The 22596-nt window shown below is 36.4% G+C and carries 26 protein-coding genes; 1 reads left to right on the top strand and 25 read right to left on the bottom strand.

The genetic code is table 11. The features are described from left to right. Positions 1 to 21: 21 nt before the first annotated feature. The 7 genes from COL05_RS24675 to COL05_RS24705 are packed head-to-tail and all read right to left on the bottom strand — an operon-like array spanning position 22 to position 5576. A complete protein-coding gene (locus COL05_RS24675; protein ID WP_098670507.1) occupies positions 22 to 1002 on the bottom strand; it encodes a biotin--[acetyl-CoA-carboxylase] ligase in 981 nt (326 codons plus the stop codon). Then, positions 987 to 2180 (bottom strand): CCA tRNA nucleotidyltransferase, encoded by a 1194-nt coding sequence (locus tag COL05_RS24680; RefSeq protein WP_098670508.1) that lies wholly within the window; start codon positions 2178 to 2180, stop codon positions 987 to 989. The genes COL05_RS24675 and COL05_RS24680 overlap by 16 nt, the downstream gene beginning before the upstream one ends. Beyond that, positions 2167 to 3312, bottom strand: a complete 1146-nt coding sequence (gene bshA / locus COL05_RS24685; protein ID WP_098670509.1) for an N-acetyl-alpha-D-glucosaminyl L-malate synthase BshA — start codon at positions 3310 to 3312, stop codon at positions 2167 to 2169. The genes COL05_RS24680 and bshA overlap by 14 nt, the downstream gene beginning before the upstream one ends. After that, complete coding sequence (bshB1, locus tag COL05_RS24690; protein WP_098670510.1) at positions 3309 to 4013, bottom strand: bacillithiol biosynthesis deacetylase BshB1; 705 nt, start codon at positions 4011 to 4013, stop codon at positions 3309 to 3311. The genes bshA and bshB1 overlap by 4 nt, the downstream gene beginning before the upstream one ends. Before the next feature lie 11 nt (positions 4014 to 4024). Continuing rightward, positions 4025 to 4420: a methylglyoxal synthase gene (gene mgsA, locus COL05_RS24695; RefSeq protein ID WP_000684765.1), complete on the bottom strand. Its 396-nt coding sequence runs from the start codon at positions 4418 to 4420 to the stop codon at positions 4025 to 4027. 14 nt (positions 4421 to 4434) lie between these two features. Next, positions 4435 to 5235 carry a dihydrodipicolinate reductase gene (gene dapB, locus COL05_RS24700; RefSeq protein ID WP_098670511.1) on the bottom strand — a complete coding sequence of 267 codons (801 nt, stop codon included), beginning with the start codon at positions 5233 to 5235 and terminating at the stop codon, positions 4435 to 4437. Beyond that, positions 5235 to 5576 carry a nucleotide pyrophosphohydrolase gene (locus COL05_RS24705; RefSeq protein ID WP_001992677.1) on the bottom strand — a complete coding sequence of 114 codons (342 nt, stop codon included), beginning with the start codon at positions 5574 to 5576 and terminating at the stop codon, positions 5235 to 5237. The genes dapB and COL05_RS24705 overlap by 1 nt, the downstream gene beginning before the upstream one ends. 382 nt (positions 5577 to 5958) lie before the next feature. Between COL05_RS24705 and COL05_RS24710 the strand changes: the two genes are divergently transcribed. Then, on the top strand, positions 5959 to 6840 hold the full coding sequence (locus COL05_RS24710; protein WP_000203308.1) for a YitT family protein: 882 nt from the start codon (positions 5959 to 5961) through the stop codon (positions 6838 to 6840). 28 nt (positions 6841 to 6868) lie between these two features. Here the strand turns inward: COL05_RS24710 and COL05_RS24715 are convergent, their stop codons facing one another. From COL05_RS24715 to COL05_RS24800, 18 genes are all read right to left on the bottom strand, one after another. Next, complete coding sequence (locus COL05_RS24715; protein WP_098670512.1) at positions 6869 to 7510, bottom strand: uracil-DNA glycosylase; 642 nt, start codon at positions 7508 to 7510, stop codon at positions 6869 to 6871. A 100-nt stretch (positions 7511 to 7610) separates the two neighbouring features. Next, the gene (locus COL05_RS24720) at positions 7611 to 8291 is read right to left on the bottom strand and encodes a zinc metallopeptidase (protein ID WP_000499536.1); all 681 of its coding nucleotides are present in this window, start codon (positions 8289 to 8291) and stop codon (positions 7611 to 7613) included. Positions 8292 to 8395: 104 nt separating this feature from the next. After that, positions 8396 to 9184 carry a sporulation protein YpjB gene (gene ypjB, locus COL05_RS24725; RefSeq protein WP_098670513.1) on the bottom strand — a complete coding sequence of 263 codons (789 nt, stop codon included), beginning with the start codon at positions 9182 to 9184 and terminating at the stop codon, positions 8396 to 8398. A gap of 107 nt (positions 9185 to 9291) precedes the next feature. After that, positions 9292 to 9978 carry a lipoprotein intramolecular transacylase Lit gene (gene lit, locus COL05_RS24730; RefSeq protein ID WP_098670514.1) on the bottom strand — a complete coding sequence of 229 codons (687 nt, stop codon included), beginning with the start codon at positions 9976 to 9978 and terminating at the stop codon, positions 9292 to 9294. A gap of 25 nt (positions 9979 to 10003) precedes the next feature. Then, positions 10004 to 10594, bottom strand: a complete 591-nt coding sequence (lhaT, locus tag COL05_RS24735) for a lipoprotein heptaprenylglyceryl N-acetyltransferase LhaT (RefSeq protein ID WP_142337652.1) — start codon at positions 10592 to 10594, stop codon at positions 10004 to 10006. Positions 10595 to 10716: 122 nt separating this feature from the next. Further along, positions 10717 to 11484, bottom strand: coding sequence for a menaquinol-cytochrome c reductase cytochrome b/c subunit (qcrC, locus tag COL05_RS24740; protein ID WP_000554603.1), 768 nt, complete (start codon positions 11482 to 11484; stop codon positions 10717 to 10719). A 43-nt stretch (positions 11485 to 11527) separates the two neighbouring features. Further along, positions 11528 to 12202, bottom strand: a complete 675-nt coding sequence (gene qcrB / locus COL05_RS24745) for a menaquinol-cytochrome c reductase cytochrome b subunit (RefSeq protein WP_000932700.1) — start codon at positions 12200 to 12202, stop codon at positions 11528 to 11530. Beyond that, complete coding sequence (gene qcrA / locus COL05_RS24750) at positions 12203 to 12715, bottom strand: menaquinol-cytochrome c reductase iron-sulfur subunit (protein ID WP_001290418.1); 513 nt, start codon at positions 12713 to 12715, stop codon at positions 12203 to 12205. It lies immediately after the preceding gene. 143 nt (positions 12716 to 12858) lie between these two features. Beyond that, entirely contained in the window at positions 12859 to 13314 is a 456-nt protein-coding gene (locus COL05_RS24755; protein ID WP_061677797.1) for a YpiF family protein, read from the bottom strand. A gap of 153 nt (positions 13315 to 13467) precedes the next feature. Beyond that, on the bottom strand, positions 13468 to 14004 hold the full coding sequence (locus tag COL05_RS24760) for a ReoY family proteolytic degradation factor (protein ID WP_098670515.1): 537 nt from the start codon (positions 14002 to 14004) through the stop codon (positions 13468 to 13470). Positions 14005 to 14077: 73 nt separating this feature from the next. Beyond that, positions 14078 to 15340 carry a tetratricopeptide repeat protein gene (locus COL05_RS24765; RefSeq protein ID WP_098670516.1) on the bottom strand — a complete coding sequence of 421 codons (1263 nt, stop codon included), beginning with the start codon at positions 15338 to 15340 and terminating at the stop codon, positions 14078 to 14080. A 350-nt stretch (positions 15341 to 15690) separates the two neighbouring features. Next, entirely contained in the window at positions 15691 to 16803 is a 1113-nt protein-coding gene (gene hisC, locus COL05_RS24770) for a histidinol-phosphate transaminase (RefSeq protein WP_098670517.1), read from the bottom strand. Between the two features lie 120 nt (positions 16804 to 16923). Then, positions 16924 to 18009, bottom strand: a complete 1086-nt coding sequence (gene aroB, locus COL05_RS24775; RefSeq protein ID WP_098670518.1) for a 3-dehydroquinate synthase — start codon at positions 18007 to 18009, stop codon at positions 16924 to 16926. Continuing rightward, positions 18009 to 19181, bottom strand: a complete 1173-nt coding sequence (gene aroC, locus COL05_RS24780) for a chorismate synthase (RefSeq protein ID WP_098670519.1) — start codon at positions 19179 to 19181, stop codon at positions 18009 to 18011. Before aroC ends, aroB begins: the two co-directional genes overlap by 1 nt. Positions 19182 to 19454: 273 nt before the next feature. Next, positions 19455 to 19901 carry a nucleoside-diphosphate kinase gene (ndk, locus tag COL05_RS24785; RefSeq protein ID WP_000415885.1) on the bottom strand — a complete coding sequence of 149 codons (447 nt, stop codon included), beginning with the start codon at positions 19899 to 19901 and terminating at the stop codon, positions 19455 to 19457. 124 nt (positions 19902 to 20025) lie between these two features. Next, the gene (gene hepT / locus COL05_RS24790; protein WP_098670520.1) at positions 20026 to 20988 is read right to left on the bottom strand and encodes a heptaprenyl diphosphate synthase component II; all 963 of its coding nucleotides are present in this window, start codon (positions 20986 to 20988) and stop codon (positions 20026 to 20028) included. A 58-nt stretch (positions 20989 to 21046) separates the two neighbouring features. Continuing rightward, positions 21047 to 21760: a 2-heptaprenyl-1,4-naphthoquinone methyltransferase gene (menG, locus tag COL05_RS24795; RefSeq protein WP_001187667.1), complete on the bottom strand. Its 714-nt coding sequence runs from the start codon at positions 21758 to 21760 to the stop codon at positions 21047 to 21049. Positions 21761 to 21789: 29 nt separating this feature from the next. Then, positions 21790 to 22539 carry a heptaprenyl diphosphate synthase component 1 gene (locus COL05_RS24800; protein ID WP_142337653.1) on the bottom strand — a complete coding sequence of 250 codons (750 nt, stop codon included), beginning with the start codon at positions 22537 to 22539 and terminating at the stop codon, positions 21790 to 21792. Between the last annotated feature and the right edge of the window lie 57 nt (positions 22540 to 22596).

Genomic DNA, 22596 nt, shown 5'->3' on the forward strand with positions numbered 1-22596 from the left:
AGTTCCTAATAGGAACTTCTTTTACTTAATTTCGATATCCGCAGAATGAATATGATGTAATTTTCCTTCATGGTCCTCGAGGAGCAATACTCCATTCTCTGTAATTCCTTTTGCTATCCCTGTAATTGTCTCTCTCATCGTTCGAGCGGTAATTTCTTTCCCGATGCTTACAGCATAACTTTCCCAAAGGATTTTAATGACAGGGAAACCATTTTGTAAATACGCTTCATATAATTTTTCTAGTTGTAAAAAGATTTGTTGCATAAGCTCTGCGCGAACAATTGGCTTACCAGATTCAATCGCTAAAGAAGTAGCAATATGCTGAATTTCCTCATCAAAATGCTCTTGCTTTTGATTCGCATTAATGCCAATCCCCATAATGACAGCATTAATTTTATCAGGATCAGCTTGCATTTCTGTTAATATTCCTACAGCCTTTTTACCTTGAATTAAAATATCATTTGGCCATTTTATTCCTACGTTTACACCCGTGCACTTTTCAATTGCTTGTGCAACGCTAACAGCTGCTAACAAAGTAAGTTGTGGCGCATGATGAACCGGGATTGATGGACGTAAAATAATACTCATCCAAATTCCTGTTCCTTTCGGTGAATACCATTTCCTGCTTAAACGACCTCTGCCCGATGTTTGTTCTTCTGCCACAACAATCGTTCCTTCTTCTGCACCTTCATAAGCAAGTTTTGCTGCAATATGCTGCGTAGATTCAACAGATTCCTCGAAATATACCGTTCTACCAATATGTTTCGTTTGTAACCCTAACTGAATTTCATTAGCAGTTACTTTATCCGGCTTACCTGCAATTCGATAACCTAATCGACGCACAGCTTCAAGTTCATAGCCCTCATTTCGAAGGTCCTCCATATGTTTCCACACAGCGGTTCTTGAACAACCAAGCTTATCACTAATCGTTTGGCCAGATACAAATTCGCCATCCGCTTCTGAAAAAACTTGCAATAACTGCTTTCTTATAGTAGATTGCATTCTTGCAGCCACTCCCTTATACACTCTTTCTCATTCACTACATTTCCTTGTACAATTGCTTCTTCAATTTTTTGAATCATTTCAGCAACCCACGGACCTGGCTTTTTATTTGCCCAGTTTAATAAATCATTCCCAGTCACATTCATTTCTTGGCGATTCTTGATTGGCAATGCTTCAAACAACGTTTGTACTCGTTTCACAGATGTATGATCATAGCTTTCAATCATCGCTTCATATACTCTTTCTGCCATTTCAGCGATATGAATTCCCGTTTTATAAAGAAGAACTGTATCCCAATCCTTCTCCTTTCTCGTACGGATTGTTAATAAAACTGCGACGATATCTTTTATTTTTTTATTCGAAAACTTCCATTGACGTAAAAAGACAGATGGATGTTCTTCCCCGATGCAATATAAGAAAAATGCCCATGCCTCAATGTCTGTTTCAAAAGAATCCCATTTATACTGCGTAGCTTGTAACAATCTCTCTTCTGACATTTGTAAATATGGCAGATGAGAAAAGAGCTTCGTTTCTACTAATTGTTGCAAACCCTTCACGCAGTATGTGCCAGTTAACAGTTTCTCAAACTCCACTGTAATTCGCTCAATTGCTATATGTTCGAGTAAATGTCCATATGTTTCAATTGCCTGTTTCGTTTTCATTTCTAAAGAAAAACCTAACGTACTTACGAACCGAATACCACGCATCATTCGCAGGGCATCTTCTTGAAAACGATCCGCAGCATTTCCAACTGTCACAATTTCTCTCTTTTGAATCGCTTCCTGTCCAGCAAATAAATCAACCATTTCGCCTTCTTCTGTCATGGCAATTGCATTCATTGTGAAATCACGACGTTTTAAATCCTCTTCTAATGAACGAACAAATTGAACACTACTAGGTCTTCGAAAATCTTCATATTCGCTCTCTGTTCGAAACGTGGTTACCTCATAAGGTTCACCATTTTCTACTACAATTACAGTTCCATGCTCAAGACCAACAGGAATATGTCTTGGAAATATAGCCATCACTTCTTCTGGTAAAGCAGATGTCGCAATGTCAATATCTCCAATCGGCCTATCAATAATAAGATCTCGTACGCTTCCGCCGACAAAGTAGGCCTCATGCCCTTGTTGCTTTAAAGTCTCAATAATAGAACTAGCTTTTTTAAATCTTTTCATTTTTGTCATCCCTTAGTACATCATAGTAAATTGTTTCATATTGTGAGACGATTTTTTCAGAGCGGAACTGCTCGTAAACACTTTCTCTTGCTCGCTCTCCCATATTACGGTGAAGTTCTTCATCCTTTAATAACTGAATGGCTTGATTTGCCACTCCCGTCGTATCGCCAACTTCACATAAATATCCTGTTTCCCCATGTTGAATGACTTCTGGAATACCTCCAACCCTTGTTCCGATACAAGGTACACCACACGCCATCGCTTCTAATAAAACAAGACCAAAACTCTCTTTCTCTGATAGAAGCAACATTAAATCACTCATCGCGAGTAGCTCCGCAACATTATCTTGCTTCCCTAAGAATAAGACGCGATCTTCAATATGTAAATTTTTCACCAACTGTAAAATCGTGCAAAATTCTGGTCCATCTCCAACAAGAAGCAACTTCGCATCTACTTCTGTAACAATTTTAGCAAATGCCTGCACAACATCTTGCACACGTTTCACTTTACGGAAATTTGAAATATGAATGAGTATCTTTTCACTTTCACTTATACCGTATTCTTTCTTTAATTGAGTCATATCACGCTTGAAATATACACGTTCGTCTATAAAGTTATATACCGTTTGAATGTCTTTATTTGGTTTTATAAGCTCATGCGTTTCGTTAATTAATGAATGCGAGACAGCCGTCACAACATCGGATTGCTCAATGCCAAAACGTATTAAATTATTTAACGAAGGGTCGGAACCTAACACAGTAATATCTGTACCATGCAAGGTTGTAACAATTTTAATACGCTCTCCAATCATTTGTTTTGCTAAATAAGCACAAATGGCATGTGGTATTGCGTAATGCACATGTAAAATGTCTAGGTTTTCTCTTTGTGCAACCTCTGCCATTTTACTCGCTAACGCTAAATCGTACGGTGGATATTGAAATACAGAGTATTGATTTACCGTCACTTCATGAAAATAAATGTTTGGATACACTTTATTTAACCGGAATGGTAAACCCGATGTAATAAAATGAATTTCATGCCCGCGTTCCGCTAATTGCTTTCCTAATTCTGTTCCAACAACACCAGAACCACCTACAGAAGGATAACATGTAATACCTATTTTTAATTTCATTTACATCCCCCTATTAAATCAGCATGTAATAAAACTGGTTTCTTGCTCATAAATCCTTCGGCATATAAGACTCCAACTTCTTTTCCAAACATTTTCTCACGAGCGACTACAGTTTCAACGTAACCTTCTGTTAACGGCGTTTTCACACCATCACTCCCTGTTGAAAACTGACTTTCATACGCTTCTAGTGCTGCCACCTTTTGCGATACGTATTCACTAATATCTATACAGAAATTCGGTTTATGAAAACCATTAATCATATAATGATAAAAAGAATCCACACGATGTGGCGGAATCTCTGGCATATATTTACGAATTCCAGCTGAAAAAATAGCTTCTTCCACAAGTTTTGCACAATTTGCATGATCTGGGTGACGATCTTCATAATACGGCGCAAAAACTAGTTTTGGTTTATATGTACGAATCACCTTTACAATTTCACGTATATACTCTTCTTTCATATACAAACCACGGTCTGGCATCGCTAAATTCAGTCTCGTTTTTACTCCCATTATACGAGCCGCCGCCTTAGCTTCTTCTTTTCTTAACTCTATCGTTCCATTAGAAGAAAGATCAGCTTCTGTTAAATCACAAATACCTACTTCATACCCTTGCTTCGTATATTTAGCAATGGTACCAGCCATGCCGATTTCAACATCATCGGCATGAGCACCAAACGCTAATATATGTAATCCACTCATAATTGTTCCCCTCATTTTCTTAACTTGCGGTAATCTAAATCTCCTCGCTCTAATGCGTGCATTAACATTTCAGCACTTGCCATATTCGTTGCAAGTGGAATCGCATATACATCACATAAACGAAGCAACGCATTCACATCCGGTTCATGCGGCTGTGCTGTTAATGGATCGCGGAAGAAAATTACCATGTCTAAATCATTTTTTGCAATCATTGCACCAATTTCTTGATCGCCGCCAAGAGGACCAGATTGATATCTCGTTACAACTAAACCGGTCGCTTCCATGATACGAAGCCCTGTCGTTCCTGTTGCAAATAATTCATGTTGTTCAAAAATTGGTTTATATGCGTATGCAAACGAAACCATGTCATTTTTCTTTTTGTCATGTGCGATTAAGGCAATTTTCATCCGTTGTCTCCCCTTTAGTCGATAATATTTTCTAAACCGTACACAAGATGATCTAGATTCATTACTGTCTCAATTGATAGTTTTACACCAGACATAAATGATGCACGATTGAATGAATCATGGCGAACCGTTAACATTTGTCCGTCCCCACCAAACATTACTTCTTGGTGTGCAATAAGTCCTGGTAAACGTACACTATGAATGTGAATGCCGTCTACATTTGCACCACGAGCACCTTCTAGTTGCTCTACTTCATTCGGATGACCTTGCTGCTTTGATTCACGATTTTGACGAATTAATTCTACTGTTTTTACCGCTGTACCAGATGGTGCATCTAATTTTTGATCATGATGCAATTCAATTACTTCAACATCTTGGAAGTACTTCGCTGCCATTTGTGAGAATTTCATCATAAGAACTGCACCAATAGCAAAGTTTGGAGCGATAATTGTTCCTACTGCTTTTTCTTTCGCATTCTCTGTTAATTGCTTTAGTTCTTCTTCTGTAAATCCAGTTGTACCAATAACAGAACGAAGTCCACGCTCAACTGCTAATGTAACGTGTTGTTTCCCAACTTCTGGCGTTGTTAAATCTAACAACACATCAGCCTCTACTTCCTCTAAACAAGTATGTAAATCTGCGTAAATAGGTGCATCTAGCGCTGGCATGCCCGGTAAATCAGAGATTTTCTCTCCACCATGCTTATAATCCACTGCTGCTACTAAATTAAAATGTTCTGTTCTTTCCATAAGAAGGACTGCTTCATGTCCCATACGACCTCTTGGTCCAGCGATAATTACTTTAATTTCTTTCATTATTCTTTCTCTCCCTCATCAATACGTGTCCAGCGATCTTTATCACGAGTATTAAATTTATTCATTACAATGTTATGTGCTGTTTCTAAATCAATATTTAAACTATTTGCCATACAAATCATAACAAATAATACATCTCCAAGCTCTTCTTCAATACTACGTTCTGTTTCAGTTGTTTTCTTCGGCTTCTCACCATAATAATGATTCACCTCTCTTGCAAGCTCCCCCATTTCTTCTGTTAAACGAGCCATCATTGCAAGTGGACTAAAATAACCTTCTTTAAACTGACCAATATATGCATCTACTTCTTTCTGCATATCCTTCATCGTTTTCGCTTCCATACAACTCACCTCTAATCCTTCCTCTTTCATGTTAGCCAATTCATCGCGATTTGACAAATATTATTCCCCGCCAAACACCTATTTGCTACCCTTTTTTGGATACACTATAATAAAGTGAAACTTTCTTTTGCGATTTTGGCAAAAGATCAGCCTAAACCAATCGGGTTCCTACGGCTGGTTCGCCCTGCTTCCTTGCTTTATCCCCTACCAGCCGTTGGAACGGGGTAAAGTGAAACTTCTTTTGCATGCTTTTCGCAAAAGATCAGCCTAAACCAATCATTTTTTATAGCCTTCACTATTTTCACTAGCAACTAGAAATTTATCATTATGTTTTACCGTTTCAGCGGAGCAATGCCATTTACATAATTAGGGGGATTTCTATATGACATCAAATTTGAAGATTCGAAATATCATTTTCATTTTAATCGGTTCCGCTATTTTTTCTTTCGGTATTGTAAATATCAATATTGAAAATCACCTTGCAGAAGGTGGGTTTACCGGTATTACACTATTATTGTATTTTCTATTTAAGTTTGATCCTTCTTATTCAAACTTAATTTTAAATATCCCTATATTTTTTATTGGTTGGAAGTTACTTGGAAGAACGACATTTATTTATACACTAATCGGCACCTTCAGCGTATCTTTATTTCTATGGATTTTTCAACGTTACGAGGTTCTCAATTTACATGTAAACTTACAAAACGATATGACACTTGCGGCTTTATTCGCAGGGGCATTTATTGGTATCGGTCTTGGCATAATATTTAAATATGGCGGGACTACTGGCGGTGTAGATATTATCGCGAGACTCGCTCATAAATATGTTGGCTGGAGTATGGGGAAAACGATGTTTATGTTTGATGCTATCGTCATTATTGTCTCTATTCTTACATATTTATCATACCGCGAAGGCATGTATACGTTAGTTGCTGTTTTTATCGGGGCGAAAGTCATTGATTTTATGCAAGAAGGAGCCTATGCGGCGAAAGGAGCAACGATTATTTCAGATAAAAATGATGAAATTGCTGCCAAAATTTTATCTGAGATGGAGCGCGGAGCAACTTTTTTAAAAGCTGTTGGATCGTATACAAAAGTGGAACGGAACGTATTGTATTGCGTTGTCGCTAAAAATGAAATCGTGAAATTAAAAAATATTATTACTTCTGTAGATCCTCACGCCTTTGTTGCTGTAAGTGACGTGCATGATGTAGTTGGTGAAGGTTTTACATTAGATGAAAATAAAAATCCGTTACATACATAAACGCAACTAGAAAAGCTCTTTAGCTTTTCTAGTTTTTTATTACATATTTTTTAAGTTTGTCTAAATCCTCATAAATAAGCTCCAATAAACTCCGATTATAAAAAATGGAAGCAGGATGAAAAGTCGGAAAGATATGATATTCTTGCTCTGACCATGTAAACGCTGCACTTTGCATATCCTTTAATTTTTGAATGGGCTGTTTTAATAATTGTCCGTGCACATCTGTTATTTTTTTATTTTTTCCTGTTAAACGTTGAAGACCGATATTTCCAAGGGTGACGATAAGCTTCGGATTTATTTTCTCTAATTCATAATCTAACAAAGGCGCATGGGCAAGTATTTCTCCTTGATTTGGCGTTCTATTATATTTTTTCTGTATGATTTCACCAGTTCGTTCTTTTTTCTCTCGCCACTTATAAGGTCTACTTCGGACAGCGCTCGTAATATATACTTCTTCCCTTGTAACGTCAATACGTTCTAAAAACCCCATTAATTGTTTTCCCGCTCTCCCGCTAAACGGAATTCCATTATGAATTTCTGTTTCACCAGGCGCTTCTCCTAACAACATAAATTTTGGACTTTCAGGACCTTGTCCACTTAAAAAGCCTTCTAGCTGATAAGGAGCACTACGTTCTTTCACTTGTTTTACTAAATGACTTGGATATTTCATTTGCCCCACCACCTTTCCACATTACTTCTATTATTGCTACTTGCCATATATTATATAATTCAATTCATAAAACAAAAAAGACTATCAAAATTGATAGTCTTTAGTCATCGCTACGCTGCATACCAGTATAAATCAATACGAGACGTAATAATTCAAATACCGCTACAGCTGCAGCTGCTACATATGTTAATGCTGCCGCATTTAATACTTTACGAGCTTGCCCATATTCATCTGTTGATACGATACCTAACGCTTCAATTTGTTGCATCGCACGCTTTGATGCATCAAACTCAACTGGTAATGTAACAAGTTGGAACACAACACCTGCTGCCATTAAAATGATACCTAAAAATATCATGTTGGCCATCGATGCAAAAATACCGATCATAATAAATATCCAAGAAATATTCGATCCAAAGTTCGCAACTGGCACTAACGAATGACGAATACGCATAAAATTATAATCTTTTGCATCTTGAATTGCGTGTCCTACTTCGTGTGCTGCAACTGCTGTACCAGCAACTGAATGACCGTAATAGTTATCTGTTGATAATCGAACTGTTTTGGCAGTTGGATCATAATGGTCTGATAAATGACCTGGTGTTTCTTCTACAGCTACGTTGTATAATCCATTTTCATCTAAGATTTTCCGAGCCACTTCTGCTCCTGTCATACCTGATGTTGAATAAACTTGTGAATACTTGCTATAGGCACTACGTACTTTTGACTGTGCATACAACGGTATGATCAAAATGATCGCGAAGTAAATTAAATAAAACATCATGAACCTCCATTGAAGTTTTAATTATAGTACTTCTCATTCTATTTTCTTCTGCCACCATTGTCAATGAATAAACCTTACAATCCGAGTCTTTATTTATTACATTATCTATTCTTAGAATGTACATTACTTTTTCTTTTTTCTCTCTCTCCTTTATACTTTCTCCACCCAACATAAGTTAATGTGAATAAAATAAGACCTCCAGTAATTGTCATAAACCAAATGAGAGAAGGTGCAATTTCATCTTTTTTTACTGTGTGAAATATTTTTTGCAAATCCCCTTTAATGATTCCTAATTGCATTTGCCCACCTTTCGTTTTTAACATAACGTTACGAAATTCATCCAAATAAGATAAATGAGCGTTTACACGTTGCACTTCGTTTTCTGGTAGGGCAATCATTAAGCTTGGATAAATAATGTTAAATTCATGTAAGAATGTGTTTAACGTTTGTTGAAACTGTCCCGTATCTTCTTTCGACATCGCTTTTTCCATTTGAGAAAAGGCATCCATCACTTTTCCTTCTCTTTCCATCCAAAGTGGTTGATACTTTGATACTTGTGCATCAACAGCGAGCTGCAGGGCTAACACATTATCAATTTTAACTTGTTTACTTAAAGCTTCTTCCGCGAGAGATTGTTGCGCCTTGTCGTAAGCTAACGAAATAACTCTAACTTGATCTGGCGTTACTTCTTGCTTCTTTTCATTCCCTTTTATGACAAACTGCTCCGAGAAATGCTGTAATACTTGTACTGCTTTTTCATCTTCATTACGCTTCACTAATTGTAAGGAGTCATCTAACAACCCTGTTAGTTCACTCCACTCTTCAGCATATATACGTAACGGAAACATTATAATTAGAAATGCTATCAATCCAATTAATGTTCTCTTCATCACGGTCCCCCCTATAACTACTAGTACAAAATATGTTAATTGGGACAAGAATAGAACAGAACTGGACCGAAAAATATATTATCGTTTTACAAACAAAAAAATTCTCTTTAAACAGAGAATTTTTCCTTTGAAATCTTTTTCTTTTTTACGAAATATCTATACAAACTGAAACAAATTATGCTACCGCATAAAATAAATAATAAAATAACACACGCAGCATGCATAAAGAATTCTTCTGGTAACATTAATATAATCGGATCTGTTTCAATATCAAACATCCAATAATCATTGCTGAATAAAAGCTTATGGAACAACACAAAACTCTTTTCAAAATTAATAGCGATCGGTAACATAAGCGCGATTGGAAAGAGAATTGTTAAAATCGATCCGTGTAGTAAAAACTTTTCATTTTTCTTTTTTAATAAATACATGCCGCCTGCTATTGCGATCATAATTGTCACATACATCACATATTGAATCTTTACTAAAATATTTTTTACATCTACAAAATGAATACGGCCATTTGTAGACATATCTAATGTTGGAAACTGTAATGCTCCGTCATAAAACGGAGATAAATATGTGATCAGCACATCATAATTCCTTTTAATATCAGCCTTCGTCATATCCGCTAAGTCTGGGATGTTTAAAAAATCAATTTCAAAATAATATAGCCATTTTCCGTATACCACCGCCGTTGTTGCGAGTGCAAATATAGAAAATGCTATGCTATATGAAACAACTATCGTAATCAATCGATCCAATATTTTTGTACCACTCTTATTTTTCTTCATTTTTTCCCCCTACATGTTCTAACGATTATAAAGAAAACTGTTTTCTGTTCTCACGTAAGCAATAATAATATGTAATACAAAGCACTGCAATACTTAGCCAGAACGTAAAATAACCAATTTCTCCTACAAACAAATGCATAATTCCATATCTCGGCATTTGCCAAAATAAATAATCAATTGCATCATTATGTAATGTCCATATAGCGGCTACCGCAAAATGCCATTTTTTCATTCGATAAAACGGTGCATATATCACTGCTTGTACTGCCATCGCAAAATGCGAAAGCATTAACATATACCCGATAAGGCCAATAGGACCTTTTACATAGATCATAATTGCATTTACAACAACAGCCCATATACCATATTTTATTAAAGTAACAATCGCTAGCGCCTCTATTAATCCCCAATTTCTCTTTATTAAAAAAGCGATTAAGACAAAGACAAAAAAGAGACTTGCCATAGGACTATCGGGTACAAATGGCCAAAATATAGGTGAAGTTTCTTTTAATTGATTTCCATACCATATAAATCCGTATATTGTACCTAATATGTTAACAATTAATAAAAATAATAATACGGAGCGTTGTCTTAACATTGCATACAAGTAAATCAAGCTGTTTGTCCAACACCTTTCAAACAAAGTCATTCTTTCCTCAAACTCTACTCTATTATATAGTAAACTTTCTTTCATCAAAATAAAAAGCTGACTACAATTTTTTTGCAGTCAGCTTTTTATTATTTTTTATTATACTTTGCAACGAATTCCGAAAGCTTCTTCAGTTCCTCATCTGTACCTTTAAATACCCCTTTAGGCATTGAACCTTTTCCCTCTTTCGCAATCTTAGCAATTTCTTCTGGCTTTAAAGTTAAGTTTTGCAGTGCCGGTGCTGCTGCCCCGCCTTGTAAATTGTCACCGTGACATGTTAAACAAGTATTTTTTTGCATTAATTTATAACCATCATCATTTTTATCAACTGGTGCTGTTTTTACAATTGCTCCTTGTTTTTTTGCAGCTTCCCAGTCGTGGTGTGCTACAGATTCCCAAGTTAAAAAGATAATGGATGCAATTGCTAAAAGCATAAACCCGGTTGCTACAGGACGCTTCAACGGGCGTCTTTCTGGACCTCGATCAAGAAATGGGGCTAACAGTAATGCGCCAAACGCAATCCCTGGCATAATGAATGCTCCAATTACAGTAAATGAGCCAGAAGCATAAGAATACTTTAATAACTGATACAAGAATAAGAAATACCAATCTGGAAGTGGTATATACCCAGCATCAGTTGGATCCGCCATTCTTTCAAGCGGTGACGGATGCGCCACTGTTAAACATAAATAACCGATTAAAAAAACTGCACCAACCATCCATTCTTTTAACAAGAAGTTTGGCCAAAATGCTTCTGTTTTCCCTGGGTATTCAGAATAGTCTTTTGGAATATTTGGTTTTCGAGCTACTGGTACCCGAGAATCTCCTACAAACTTCATCCCTTTGCCGCGATGCATAATCTCCCTCCTTTAGTTCTTTCCCCTTTAATTTAGCAATCTCTTATAGTGGACCGGAAATACCTTGTTTGCGAATCATGATGAAGTGGAAGGCCATTAAACCTAGAAGTGCTGCTGGTAAGAAGAAGACGTGAATAGCAAAGAAGCGAGTTAATGTTTGAGCGCCAACAATTTCGGAATGACCAGCGAGTAATGTTTTAATGTAAGGACCAATGAGCGGCGTTTGCTCTGCAATTTGAATCCCTACTTTCGTAGCAAATAACGCTTTCATATCCCACGGTAATAAATATCCGGTAAAACCAAGACCTAACATAACAAAGAAAATAAGAACACCAACAATCCAGTTTAGCTCACGAGGCTTTTTATACGCACCCTGGAAGAAAACTCTAAGTGTATGTAAAAACATCATTACAATTACAAGACTAGCACCCCAGTGGTGCATACCACGAACAATTTGCCCGTATGCAACTTCATTTTGTAAATAATAAACCGATTCCCAAGCATTTTTAATATCAGGCACATAATACATCGTCAAAAACATTCCAGATAAAATTTGAATTACAGTAACGAAAAAGGTAAGTCCTCCAAAGCAATAAACGAATGCAGAAAAGTGATGTGCCGGGTTTACATGTTCAGGTACTTCATGATCAGCGATATCACGCCATATTGGTGTAATATCTAACCTTTCATCTACCCAATCATAAATTTTATTTAGCATCTACTTTGCACCCCCTCTTGGCTTCGCTTTTCCTAGATACAGCGTTCCATCTTTCACTTTAGATTCGTATACATCAAGTGGAGCAAGGGGCGGCGTGCCTTTAATGTTTATCCCGTCTTTTGTGTAACGACCCCCGTGACATGGACAAAAGAATTGATTCGGATGTGCTTTGTCCGAATTCCAGTTAACTGTACATCCTAAATGTTTACATACTGGAGAGAACGCAACAATGTCTCCGCTTTCATCTTTATGAACCCACGCTGATTTTGGCTCTTCAGACTTGTACCAACCATCAACCTGCTTCACCTTAAAGTCGAAACGTTTCGGCTCTGTTGTAATATCCTTTACTTGCGCAACAGCAACCATATCCGTTCCCGCTTCTTTTCGTAACACCGGATCAAGCGCAAATCGCGTCATCGGCATTAAAATACCCGCTGCCATAAAGCCTCCTACCCCTGTAAGGGTGTAATTTAAAAACTGTCTTCTTGACACACGATGTTCTTTCTCGCTCACGAAAATTTCCCCCCTCTATCAGAAATTGTCCCCTCGTGATAAATTATATAAAAAATAAAAACTAGGACACTATCATGATATAATACGCTCATGCACAGGTCAATATCATACTACTCATAATAATAAGAACTTTCTGTTTATTGCTACTTTCCCCATTTTTCTTCTAACATTACCATTATATTTTTTATATGCGCATGAATAACTTCTCTTTTCGCTTGATCACTAAATTGTTCTAACGCTAATGAAGGAAACCAAAATAAATCTCCCTGCAATTCTTGCATATCTTCTTTCCATGAAAAATCACTTGTAACATAAGCAATATGTTTAAAACCTTGCTCTTGTAAATGATTTGTCCATTCTTGCAAACGACCTTTTTCGTTTTTTTGACTTTCTACTAAATACGTAAATGCAGGTAGCAAAAGCACTCTTCCTTTATATTCTCTTTCCAGCTCCATACTCAGCAATTCGATAAATTCACCTTGTTCTACTACCATTTTCATTTCTTTTGCTGCTGAAATTGATAAAAGTGGTATAACACCTGTATCTACATACTCTCTTGCTTGCTCAAACTGTTCTACATCTTTTACAATCCATTTCAAATTACTTCCCTCCTTCTTCTGGAAATGACAGAACTTTCACTTTATATATATTAAACCATACTAAAAGAGGTAAAAAAAGAAAAACTACCTATATTAAGGTAGTTTTTCTTAAAAAGTCTGAAATTTGTAAAATTTTATGAACCCAAATGAATTCTATAACATCTTTAACTCCGCTGTTAACTTATGAAACGCTTCCTTGTCTTGCTTATCCAGCGCTTCATCAATTTGCTTCAAAAGACGTTCCCTTCTAAAAGAAAATACACTTTCTTCTAAAAATCTTTCTGCAAGTAAACGATCTTTTTCATTTACTTCAATATGCTTTGGTAAATACGGGTTTTCCTCTAATACAGCTACATAGTTGGAATTTTGAAACGATGATTTAAAATTGAGTTGAATATAAATATCCTCATCTCGATTTAAACGAATATCATGAAACGATTTTTCAGCATCTGTTGTCATAACATTTTGTTTAAAAAAGTGAAACGGTGTATCTTTTACACAATTCGCGGACATCACTAAGCCACGCGGACAATATTTTGCATGCTCTACGAAGTGGACTTTATGCATCAATTGGTCGTGACTCATTAAATAATTCAAAATCCATACACATTCACGCTGTTTCAGTTGGTAATTATTCAAAAACCATTTTACAAAATCCTTCTTCTCGTTTACAGAAACAGGGGTATTCATAGTAATTAAGTCCCTCCTCTGTCTTTCTCTTTTCTTTTTAGATTCAAGAAGCGGCATTCAGTTTCCTTCCAACTTATGAAAAATCCTCTAAATTATATAACAATTCTTCAATATGAATTTGTGTCGGGTCTAGTTGTATTAACTGAGTAAATACTTCTTTCGCCTCTTTTCGCATACCTTCTTCCAATAAGAAATAACCGTACTCTTCCAAGAAGTCTGGATGATTCTTAAAAGAAGTATATGCACTTTCATAGTGTTTTAATGCATCCGAATACATTTCTAATTGTTTTTTTGCAAATGCAAGATCCCAAAGTAGTTGTGTATCTGGTTCTCCGCTATCAATTGCGCGCTCTACAACAGCGATTAACTCTTCATACTTTTCTTGTTCCTTTAAGATGTACGCATATTTTAATGTTGCACCTAAATGTCCTGGATCTAACTCAAGCGCTTTTTGAAGTACTTCCTCTGCTTCCACTATTTTTCCTAATTTCGCCGCAATGTTCGCTAATTCTACATAAAATGGTACAGAAAGCTCATCTACTTTAATTCCTTCATGAAGTGTTTCATAGCTTTCTTGAAGCATCCCTTCCTTTTCATAGCTTTTCGCTAAATACATGTAAAGCGATGCATACTCAGGATCTAATTCTTTCAGTTCTTGCCAAGCACCAATTGCTCGTTGATATTCTTCACCTTGGTATAACGTGAAGGCATATCCAAATAATGAGTGAATATCTTTTTGTTCCTCTAAACCTGCTTCATAATAAGAAATCGCTTCTTCCCAATTTCCAATCGCACTTAACGTTTCTCCAAGGCGAAGTGCAATGACAACACCACCCATTACTTTATGTTCCGCTAATAGCGACTCATAATGAGCGATTGCCTTTTGTTCTTCCCCTTTACTACTATATAATTCTGCTAATCCAAACGTAATAACGGGCTCGTCAGGCATCATTTCTTTCGCCTTTAATAGTTTTTGTTCTGCTACATCATCAAAACCTTGCATTTGGAATAAATCCGCAACAAGTAATAACGATTGAACATATAAATCATCATTTTCCGGAATATCATGAAGTACTTCAATCGCTTCATCTTCTTTGTCTAGATCAATATATAATTCTGCTAAAAACACAGTGAATTCACTTTCTTCTGGATACAATAAACGCAAGTCTTCTGTAATAGATAACGCCTCATCCGTAAATCCCAGTGTATGATAATAGCGAGCGATATCATACTTCTCTTCATCATTCGCAATTTTTAATTGTTCTTTTAATAGTTGTAATCCTTTTTCCGCTTCACCATTTTCAATATATGAAACAGCTTGTTCAAACTTTTGCATAAACGTCTCCTTTAGTTCTAAAAAATATTCTTTTCTATTCATTTATCCCGATTGGTACGGGCTAATAATGAGTGAGGGGATGAGCATCCCCTCACTCATTAAAGTTTCACTTTATCATAAGCAACTAGGTGTAACAACGCAACCTTTAGAAAGGGCATACTTCTTCTTGTACTTTCACTCATAACGATTCGAATATGACACCGATACCGCATTACTACTTTCTATTGTACCGTTTTCTTTCATTACCGTGCAAATAACTTCCCTTATTAATTATTAGCCTGCACGAACTCTTTACAGTTCTTCTTTGTTTAAATAAAAAAGACTCCTATATTAGGAGCCTTTACAAACTCTTAAGAGTATGTTTCTTCTTTCTTTACTTGCTCGTTTACAAGCTCTTTCAATAGCTCTATAATTTCATCATTTTCTTCTTTCAAACCGACAGTAATACGAATGCCATCATGTATACCAAATGCAGCACCAGAACGAACGATATAGCCTTTCTTCATTAATCGTTCGAAAGCCTCATTACCAGGAATACCGAGCTTTAAGAAAATGAAATTTGTTTGAGATGGATAATAGAATACGTTATATTCCTTACAAAATGCGTAATATTGATTTAATCCTTCTTCATTCTTTTTCACACATTCTTGTAAAAATGCTTGATCTTCTAACGCAGCGAGTGCTACAGATTGCGCTACAGTCGATGTATTAAATGGTAACCTTGCTACTTCTAGTTGTCCAATTAACTGCTCATTACCAACCGCATATCCGATACGGAAAGCGGCTAAACCATATGCTTTTGAAAACGTGCGTAAAACCATAAGGTTTTCATACTTTTCAAGAAGTGGTAATGTTTGCGGATAGTCTTCTGCCCCCGCATATTCATAATATGCTTCGTCCATAATAACGAGCGCTGACTTAGGAACTGATTCTAAAAATGAAAGTAATTTTTGTTTCTCTACATATGTACCTGTTGGATTATTTGGGTTACAAATCCATACGATCTTCGTTTTATCATCTACTTGCTGTAACATCGCATCTAAATCGTGAATGCCCTCTTTAAGTAGTACTTCACGAACTTCTGCTCCTTCAATCACAGCATGGTGATGGTATTGCGAGAATGTTGGATTCGCCATTACAACATTTGTTCCTTCGTGTAGTAATGCACGGCTAATCATTTGAATGACTTCATCTAATCCACTACCAAATAAAAGTTGTTCCGCTTTAACACCTAAACATGTTGCTACTTTTGTTCGAAGTTCAAAAGCATGCCCATCTGGATAAAGAGCGTATTGACTCGCTAAAGAAGTTAATGCTTCTGTTACACGTGCTGAGCAACCGAATGGATTTTCGTTCGATGCTAATTTCACAATTTTTGATAACCCATATTCCCTTTTTACTTCCTCAATGTTTTTCCCAGGTACATATGCTCTCAAAGTTAACAATTGCTCTTTCACTCTCATTTTTCTTCCCCCAGTCGTTTTATTCAATTCGATTACAATAAGGTTATAATCTCTCACTGCAATCGTTTATCTTAACCGTCACTATTACGAGGATACCTTGAAACAAGCACTTCTTAGCTCTTAAACCATATCCTTTTGAAATGCCTCTAACGCAATATGAACAGTCTCATCTGGAATAGATACGACATTCACTACCCCATATTCCTGCATAAGCACCATATGAATTGCTCCAGCATTCGCTTTCTTATCTTGTTTCATCAATTGAACGAGACGCTCTACATTCAAATCACTTGGCATTTTTGGATATCCGTACTTTAAGAACCACTGCTTCATCTCTTCATAAGAAAGATTAATATTGTATACTTGCTCACTTAAAAACAAGGCAAATAACATTCCAACTGCTACTCCGTCACCGTGAGTAATATTTCCATATCCTAGTTCTTTTTCAAGAGCATGGCCTAACGTATGTCCAAAGTTCAAATGAGCACGTACACCTTTTTCTGTTTCATCTTGCGATACAATGTTTGCCTTTACAGGAATGGCCTTCGTTAATATATGGATTAATTTCTCATCACGAAGATCTGATAATGTTTGCACTTCTTCTTTTAGCCAATTATACAGTTTTACATCACCAATAAGAGCATGTTTTATCACTTCTGCATAACCTGAACGCCACTCTTTTTCAGGAAGAGACTGTAAAAACGGCGTATGGTATACAACTGCTTCTGGTTGATGGAATGCCCCTATCATATTTTTACCTAACGGGTGATTAATTGCTACTTTCCCACCTACTGCGCTATCGTGGGCTAATAAAGTCGTTGGAACTTGAACAAAGCGAATTCCACGCATAAACGATGCAGCAACAAAGCCAGCTAAATCTCCAATCATCCCGCCTCCAAGTGCGATAATTAAAGAATTTCTATCTAATTTATTTTCAAGAGCTGACGTATGAGCCGCATAGAAATTTTCAAAAGACTTCTCTTTTTCACCACTCGGTACGACAAATGAAAATACTTTTTGCTCTACTTGCAATGCATCTACAACTGTCTGTAAATGTAAAGATGCAACAGCTTCATCTGAAATGATCATGATGTTTGATACAGATGGCTGCATATTTTGAACGATTGTTGTCAAATGTGACAACGATTCTTTTCCTACATGTACATCATATTCTTTTGATTTCGTTTGAATATGTATGTTTCCCATTAAAATCCCCTCGCATGTTCATTATGTTTCTCAATATTTTCACGAATAAGGTCCATACGATCTAATCCGAATTGTTCTATTAAAGCTGTCGCTAATTCCCAAGCTACAACCGCTTCTGCAACGACACTAGCGGCTGGAACAGCACAACTGTCTGAACGTTCAATGCTTGCTGTAAAAGGCTCTTTCGTATCAATATCAACACTTTGAAGAGGTTTATATAGTGTAGGTATCGGTTTCATCACACCGCGCACAACAATTGGCATGCCAGTCGTCATTCCACCTTCTAAACCACCTGCGTTATTTGTTCTTCGTGTATATCCATGCTCTTCATTCCAAAGAATTTCATCATGAACTTCACTTCCTGGTCTATGCGCTGCTTCAAAACCAATTCCAATCTCGACACCTTTGAAGGCATTAATGCTCATAATTGCGGCTGCTAATTTTGCATCTAGTTTTCGATCATAATGCACATAGCTGCCTACTCCAATTGGCATTCCTTCCACAATTACTTCAACGATGCCACCAATTGAATCACCATTTGATTTCGCATCATCAATTGCTTTTATCATTTGATTACCAGCTTCTCCATCTAAACAACGTACGGGTGATGCTTCTGTAACACTTTTTAATTCTTCAATTGAACGATACGTAGTCTCCTTAGCCTGTACACCGCCAATTTCAATTACATGCCCCGCTACCGTAATACCAAGCTCCGCTAATATTTTTTTAGCAACCGCACCAGCAGCAACACGCACTGTCGTTTCGCGAGCTGAAGAACGTTCTAATACATTTCTCATATCTCTATGACCATATTTAATCGCACCATTTAAATCAGCATGTCCAGGTCTTGGTTTTGTTACTTTCCTTTTTATTTCTTTTTCTTCTTGTTCTGTTAACGGCTCTGCACCCATAATTTTTGTCCAATGTGCAAAATCACGGTTTTCAACAACAAGTGCAATTGGAGAACCTAATGTCTCTCCATGTCTAACACCACTTACAATTTGCACTTGATCTGTTTCAATTTGCATGCGTCTACCACGCCCATATCCCTTTTGCCTTCTAGCTAACTCTTCATTTATGTCAGCCGCAACTATTGGTAGTCCTGCCGGTACACCTTCTATAATCGTCGTAAGTTGTGGACCATGAGATTCACCAGCTGTAATATATCGCATACGTTATTCCTCTTTTCGTATATGTATTTATCTCGCTATATTAAGCAATGATATTATCCTTCATTACTCTAAAAATATGAAAGAAATTATATAATACATCAGCCATTCGCTTATTCCCCGATAGGCCGTTTACTTTACATATCAATATATCATAACAGCTTAAACTTCGTAACTAATTGAAACAAAAAAAGTGCAAGAAGAATACCCCTATTCTCCTTGCACTTTCTACTATTATCACAGTGATTAAAGCGTTTACAAATTATTTCAAAATAATTAGTAAATCCATTCATTCATTAATTTTGAGTAGTCAACTAATTCTTCTTCTTTAAAGAAAATAGCAATCTCGCGCTCTGCACTTTCTAACGAATCAGAACCGTGGATAATGTTTTTCGCAACAGTTACACCGAAATCTCCACGAATTGTTCCAGGAGCTGCTTCATGTGGTCTTGTTTTACCCATCATGTTACGAGCTGTATCTACTACACCTTCACCTTGCCATACCATTGCGAATACAGGGCCAGATGTAATAAAGTCTACTAATTCACCAAAGAAAGGTTTCTCTGTGTGCTCAGCATAGTGTTGTCCAGCAATTTCCGGAGTGACTTGCATTAATTTTGCACCAACTAATTGAAAGCCCTTCTTCTCAAAACGAGCTACAATTTCCCCAATGAAAGCACGTTGTACACCGTCTGGTTTAACCATTAGAAATGTTTTTTCCATAAAAAATCTCTCCACTTCTGAATTATGTATGTAATTGTATATCCCCACACACATATTAACACCCTTATCACAATTGTGCAATAGTTTTGAAATAGAGAGATTATTTTATTTTTTAGAAAAAACACTAAAATTTTCGTTTTCCAATATACTTTGCTACATTTTGTAATGCATACTTCGCTTGTCCACGTGGAAGTGGTTTTATAATTTCTAATGCTTTATGTAAATAACGTTCACTAAACGCAAATGCTTTATCAATAGCAGCACTATTCTTTACAGCCTCAATAATTTCTTTCATTTCATCCGCTGTTGTATTTTCATGTACAGATTTAATTTTCTTGCAAAGAACCGGATCTTCCATAGCATATAAAGCAGGAAGCGTAATATTCCCTTGTAGTAAATCTCCACCAGCAGGTTTCCCAAGTTTCTCTTCTGTGGAAACGAAGTCTAAAATATCATCAATGATTTGATACGACATCCCTACGAAATATCCATACCAAAACAGACGATTTACCGTATCACGATTCGCGCCAGCAGCAATTGCTCCTAATTGGCAACTCGCAGCAATTAATAATGCTGTTTTTCGCTTTATTCTTCTTAAATACGTTCTTAAATTTTGGTCATAGTCATACTTATCTTTAATTTGTTCAATTTCACCTTTACACACTTCTAAAATGGTATGCGATAGCGCCTGATGCGCCTCAGGAATTTCAATATTTGTTATACATTCAAGAGACTTAGCGAATAAATAGTCCCCTGTATACATTGCAATACGATCTCCCCATTTCGCATTCACAGTTGCGCTACCACGTCGTAAAAATGCAGCATCAATAACATCATCGTGAACAAGAGAAGCCATATGAATAAGTTCTAACGCAACAGCTACATGCTTAATGGCGTCTAACTTATAATTTCCAAATTTACCCGCAAGCAACACAAATACAGGACGAATTCGCTTCCCACCAGCTTCAATAAGTTGTAATGCCGCCTCTTCTACTAATGGCTGTTCAGAAGCAACTGTCTTTTTTAATTCTTTTTCTATCACATTAATATCCGATCGTAAAAAAGAGTACATAAGTTGTAACTTCATATTGTTCACCTTAACCTAAAACTTCTTTTTTCTTTTTTCTTTTTTCTTTTTTCTTTTTCTATTTCGATTCTGGTTTCATACCTAAATGCATCGCTGCTACCCCAAAAGTAAACGGCTTCACTTGTACACGTTCAAGTCCAGCTTTTTCGAACATATTAGCCAATTCTTTCATACCAGGGAATGTACTAGCAGATTCTTGTAGCCATGAATATTCTTTATAACTTTTCGCAAATAACTTTCCAAATAACGGCATGATATATTTAAAGTATAAAATATATCCTTGTCGAAAACCAATCATTGTTGGCTGAGATGTTTCTAAACAAATTACTTTTCCACCTGGTTTTACTACACGCGTCATTTCTTTTAATACGTGCATATAATCCGGTACGTTACGTAAACCAAATCCAATTGTTACATAATCAAATGTATTATCTTCAAACGGAAGTTCCATTGCATTCCCGTGTAGAAGTTCTACTTGTTTTAATTGTAACGCTTCTACCTTTTGCTTTCCGACAGATAACATATTTTCACTGAAGTCTAAACCAACAACCTTGCCCTGTTCACCTACCGCTCCAGCTAGCGCAATTGTCCAGTCCGCTGTCCCGCAGCATACATCAAGCGCTTTACTACCTGGTTTTACATCCATAATGCGCATCGTCTCTTTACGCCACGCTTTATGTCTTTGAAAACTAATTACAGAATTCATTACATCGTATTTATCAGAGATTTTCTCAAATACATCATGTACTCTTTCTTCTTTTGATTGTTGCATGCTCGTACCTTCTTCCAATGTAAAATTGCTTATGTCTTCGATTTATCTCTTAACACAGAGTTTATTTCGCTTATATCTGTGTGATTTTCTAAAAATTGATTTTCTTTCTTTCTCAGTTCCATCATCCATCTATTCATAACTTTTTCTGCGTCCGCTTTATCGTTCAAAATCTCTTGAACAGCTTGAAAAACAGGTGAATGTTGTTTATCAGCGTATAGTTCACATTCTTTTTGAAGACGATTTTTCCCTAATACATACGTTATAAACGGCTTCCAATGCGATAAATGAAAATGATCACATGTTTTTTGTAAGAGTGCAGAATCAATCGTTACTACACTTTCCATTATATCGTCCATCGTTTTATGCGCTTTTTGATATAACATTATTTTGTGTTCATTAATTTCTTTAATTCCTTCAGCAAGCGCACGAATTAAAACAATATCACGATTCATAGACAATAAGTAATAATATAACCCGCTATAGTAATCACCAGCAAGCACTGTTAACTGGCGACGTTTATGCGATTCATTTGCTTCTTCCCCTGCCTTATTTGATACTCTTTCATGTGTATCAAGCGCAATTTGAACAAGCATAATCGTTACTACATAATGCTCAATTTGTTCTATATGTAATTTTGCACTTTTTAAAGCACCATATAACAATGCTATTTTCTCTTCATCAATATATGGTTCTTCAATATAGTTTATAAAATAAGGATGGCGTAATTTCTCCATCAATTTCTCTCTTATACCCGCATACCCTCCGTAGATGTCACACACAAAAATCACCCTTGTTTTCTAATTCATAAAACTTATTATAACACATACATTCTATTT

The sequence above is a fragment of the Bacillus sp. AFS059628 genome (assembly GCF_002571225.1).
Taxonomy (GTDB): Bacteria; Bacillota; Bacilli; order Bacillales; family Bacillaceae_G; genus Bacillus_A.